At 47.7% G+C, this 4,242-nt stretch carries 4 protein-coding genes; 1 reads left to right on the top strand and 3 read right to left on the bottom strand.

The genetic code is table 11. From position 1 onward, the window contains the following. Positions 1 to 645 (top strand): hypothetical protein (locus GX117_02100; GenBank protein ID NLO32140.1); only part of this gene is annotated, 645 nt, incomplete at its 5' end. 162 nt (positions 646 to 807) lie between these two features. Here GX117_02100 and GX117_02095 read toward each other — a convergent pair. The 3 genes from GX117_02095 to GX117_02085 form a co-directional block, all read right to left on the bottom strand. Then, positions 808 to 2,547 carry an FHA domain-containing protein gene (locus GX117_02095; protein ID NLO32139.1) on the bottom strand — a complete coding sequence of 580 codons (1,740 nt, stop codon included), beginning with the start codon at positions 2,545 to 2,547 and terminating at the stop codon, positions 808 to 810. Positions 2,548 to 2,701: 154 nt separating this feature from the next. Beyond that, on the bottom strand, positions 2,702 to 3,658 hold the full coding sequence (locus GX117_02090) for an NAD-dependent epimerase/dehydratase family protein (protein ID NLO32138.1): 957 nt from the start codon (positions 3,656 to 3,658) through the stop codon (positions 2,702 to 2,704). 152 nt (positions 3,659 to 3,810) lie between these two features. After that, on the bottom strand, positions 3,811 to 4,242 hold a 432-nt coding region (locus GX117_02085), incomplete at its 5' end, for an HAD family hydrolase (protein ID NLO32137.1).

The following is a 4,242-nucleotide window of genomic DNA, read 5'->3' as shown; positions in this document are numbered from 1 at the left end:
TCTGAGAGCTGGCAGACCATACCTCATGTAACCCATTTTGATAAGGCAGATGTGACGGCACTGGAATCCTTGCGCAAACAAGCAGCCCGTAAAGCCGAAGCCAAAGGGGCGCGCCTCACAACGATGGCCTTCGTTCTGAAAGCCGTTCCGGAAGTTTTGAAACGTTTTCCGCGCTTTAATGCTTCCGTCGACATGGAAACGCAGCAGTTGCTGTTAAAACAGTACTACCACATTGGTTTTGCCGTGGATACGCCCAATGGGCTCGTGGTGCCTGTCCTCCGTGATGCCGACCAAAAGACGGTTTTGGAAATTGCCTTGGAAATGGCGGCGCTGGCAGAAAAGGCACGGGACAGAAAATTGACCTTGGAAGATATGCAAGGCGGTACCTTCACCATCAGCAACTTGGGCGGATTGGGCGGAACAGCCTTTACGCCTATTATCAATGCGCCGGAAACGGCAATCCTCGGTCTGTCGCGGACGCAAACAGAGCCTGTATACAATGGGAACGAGTTTGAGCCGCGCCAGTTACTGCCCCTTAATTTATCCTATGATCACAGAATTATCGACGGCGCAGATGCAGCACGTTTCTTGCGTTTCTTGGCGGTAAGCATTGAACAGCCTTGGCATCTCTTCCTCGGATTCTAAGCAACAGTTGGAGATGCGCAGCCTTTGGCTGAGCCTCAAGGACATTATAAAAAAGCCCGGTCACGTGCCGGGCTTTTGCATTGTGTTCTATGGTGTTATAAAAAGCGGGATCGTGCTGCCCCTTCGCCTAAGCGATTGACAGATCTATCAAAGCGCTCCGCGTTAATACTCATCCTCTAAGAGGGACGGATCTCCTTTGGACGGGGTGTGTTCTTCTTTCACCGCCGACACCAAAGAGCCCAAAAATCCGCCATCTTTTTGAATAATACAAATATTTTTGTGGCAAACATGGCATTGAATCTCGTCACCCGGATTCATGTTGCTGTCAAAGCGGATGAAAGTGCCGCAGAAAGGACAGGCGAGGCTGTGTGCCTCTTTTTGGTAGTAATTTTGCAGTACCTTGTCAATGCGCCCTTCTTTATAACAGGCGCGCAGCATATCGACCATGTTCGGATCAAAGAGAATATTTTTGCCTTGTTCAATGATCTCTAAAGCCTTCTCAGGATTCATACTTTCCCGATAGGGCCGTGTACTGGTCATGGCATCAAAAGCATCGGCCACGGCAATGAGCCTGCCTTCTTCCGGAATATCCAGTCCCTTCAGTCCATAGGGATATCCGGTGCCGTCCCAGCGCTCATGATGAAAGAGGCAATAGGGGATAATGGGATGCAGAAATTTTACCTCACGGAGCAGATCAGCACCCCGCTCGGGATGCACCTTCATTTGGTTGTATTCATCATCCGTCAAGGGTCCGGGCTTCGATAAGATGGCATTGTCCACAGCGATTTTACCGATGTCATGGAGCACACCGCCGCGTTCCACTTCGATAAGCTTTTCTTCGTTCCACCCCAGTTTCCTCGCAATTTCAACGGCAAAGTTGGTGACGCGCCACGTATGGCCAACGGTGTAGTGGTCCCGCAACTCGATAGCATTTGCCAAAGCGGAGAGGGTGTCATGATAGGTTTGTTCCACCATGGCAAGATACTGGGCGTTTTTAATGGCTGTCGCTGCAGGTCCTGCCAAGGCAACGAGCAATTCAAGATCATTGTTTGTAAAGGCGTCGTTCAAACCATGATTGCCCACATAGAGCACACCGAGACATTCGCCTTGGTGGGAGAGTGGGGCACACATCGCCGATGAAATATTGCCGGAGATAATACTCATTCCCGCTTCGAAACGATTATCTTGGGGCGCGTTACTGGTGATGACTGATTCGTCATTTTTAAAGCAACGGTTTACAATGGAAGTGCTCACCTGTATTTTAGTCGTGGGATTGGTAGTGCGCAGATATTCCGTGCTCAATTCTTCTTGGTCATCTTTCGCAAGCAGAATGAGACCGTTGTGGGCAGGGACTAAAATAAAGATTTGATCCATAATCGTATCAAAGACTTTTTTAAGGGAGCACTCACTGGAAATGGCTTGATTTGCAGTGTAAACCGCTTTCAGCCGTTGTTCAATTTCTTTAACATCCTTTTCCGAAGTGGTTTTCTCAGCAACTTGGAAAAAGGTTCGGTAAATGTCATCTGTTTTCTGTGCATCGATACGGCTTTCTGTCAAGTCCCGTTCGACAAATCCCAGCCCATTAAATTCAGATCCTTCGTCCTCAGGAGGCATATAGCGATACTGGAGCTGTTGTCTGCCTATTTGGATGATCTCGCTATCTTGCAGCTCGTGTTTTTTGATCCGTTCCTGATTTACATAGATACCGTTGCCACTGTCGAGATCTTTAATAAAAATCCCTTTTTTGTTGCGGTAGATCTCTGCGTGACGACGAGATACTTGCAGGTCATTAAATTGAATGGTGTTGCCGGGATGTCGACCTACAGTGACAGTCCCATTAACGGTTACCACGGTTCCTTTGTTTTCTCCTGATAGGAGAATAAGTTGGTCATAATCGGCCATTATAGTTGCCCCTTAAGCATCACAAGCGAAAATATGTTTCCGCTTGTCGAAGGAAAAACCGACAAAAATATACATCACTACTCATTTAACACGCAATGGCGTCGATATATTCTTAGCGTTTTTGTTAATCGGTAATTATCGCTGTCGGATACGTTTAATCTATAACCGGTTTTTGTTTCGGCATACCTTGTTCTTTGATGTAATCGACAGTTCGGGTCAGTCCTTCCTTTAAGGTAATTTCCGGCTGCCAGCCCAGTTCATCAAAGGCTCGTTGTCCGGTAATATAAATCCCTTCCACTTCGCCCAAACGTAACGCTTTCAAAAGAGGCTTTCCAGAAAATCCGGTCAGTTTCGCAATGATCGTAAACAACTCTCTCACCGTTGTGCCTTTGCCTGATCCGAGATTTAAAATCTTGCCGTTTGCTTTCTCTAAAGCGAGAACATTGGCGGCGGCAATGTCAGATACGTATACATAATCTCGAAATGCTTTGCCTTGTCCGTAAAGGGTAGGCGTTTCACCTGCCAGCATGGTCCCTGCAAAAATAGAGCAGACGCCTGCTTCCCCATAGGGGTTTTGGCGCGGACCGTAGACATTGGGGTAGCGGAGAATGGTGAATCCTAATTTATAAATTCGCTCATATAAACGGATGTATTGTTCTGCGCAAAGCTTACTCGTTCCGTAGGGGCTTCCCGGTTGGGGTGGCGTCTCTTCATCAGCAGGCAAGGTGGTTGGCGACCCATAGATAGCGCCGCCAGTAGATGAAAAAATAACCTTCTTGATTTTATGGCGGACACAGAGGTCTAAGAGATTAATAGTGCCTCTAACATTGACGTCTGAATCGTACAGAGCGTCGTCAACACTGCGGCGGACATCAATTTGTGCTGCGTGATGGCTGACAATATCGATGGCATGTTCTTGGAACACTTCTTCCAATTGTTGGGAACGCAGATCCAAGCCGTAAAAAATAGCGGATTCATGAACAAAGTCCTCGTTGCCCGAAGACAAATCATCCACAACAACAACGGTATGCCCCTTATTGATATAAGCATCCACAACATGGGAGCCAATAAATCCGGCTCCACCTGTGACTAATATTGTATGCTTTGCCATGCCAGCACTCCGAAGAATAAAAGATGAATTATTAGACGACTCTTGTAGTGAAAGTATACCTGATTTACGGACTCAATTCCTAAGAGGAATTTGAAGCGCGTGGGCAGGGAGACTTTTAGAAAAGAGCATCGTTCCGTTCGCCAGACCATGAATCAAGGTGAATTTGTATCGGTAGTATCGACGCCGAAAAATGCGCGCAGTTCGTTGTGGTGGGTCATGATATGGCGAGGCTTGCCCCGTTGCAGGCGTTCTTTATCGTGCCAGCCCCAAGCGGCGGCAATGGGAACCGCCCCGGCTCTGCGCGCTTCGTAAATGTCTCCCAAGGTATCGCCAATATAATAGGGACAATGCTTCGGGAACATTTTTTTGGCACGCCGTATCTTTTTCACCTTACTGGTCTCTTCCTCGGCTCCGATAATATCTTCAATGCCTTCGAGTGCTGTCCGTTTCACAAAGCCTCTCACTATGGCAGAACTATTGGAGGTAATAATCATGAGCGGATGGGCTTTGCTTAAGGCGGAAAGGGTATCAATGACTCCGGGGAAAGGAGCAATCTGCAAGGCGATTTCTTCCATTCGTGGTTT

Source organism: Candidatus Hydrogenedentota bacterium (genome assembly GCA_012523015.1).
Lineage (GTDB): Bacteria > Hydrogenedentota > Hydrogenedentia > Hydrogenedentales > CAITNO01 > JAAYBJ01.
This window is presented reverse-complemented; position numbering and strand designations above follow the sequence as displayed.

What these genes read in the sequence shown, in the direction of transcription:
- GX117_02095 (NLO32139.1), bottom strand. Translation starts at nt 2,547, where the DNA reads ATGGCCGATTATGACCAACTTATTCTCCTATCAGGAGAAAACAAAGGA.
- GX117_02090 (NLO32138.1), bottom strand. Translation starts at nt 3,658, where the DNA reads ATGGCAAAGCATACAATATTAGTCACAGGTGGAGCCGGATTTATTGGC.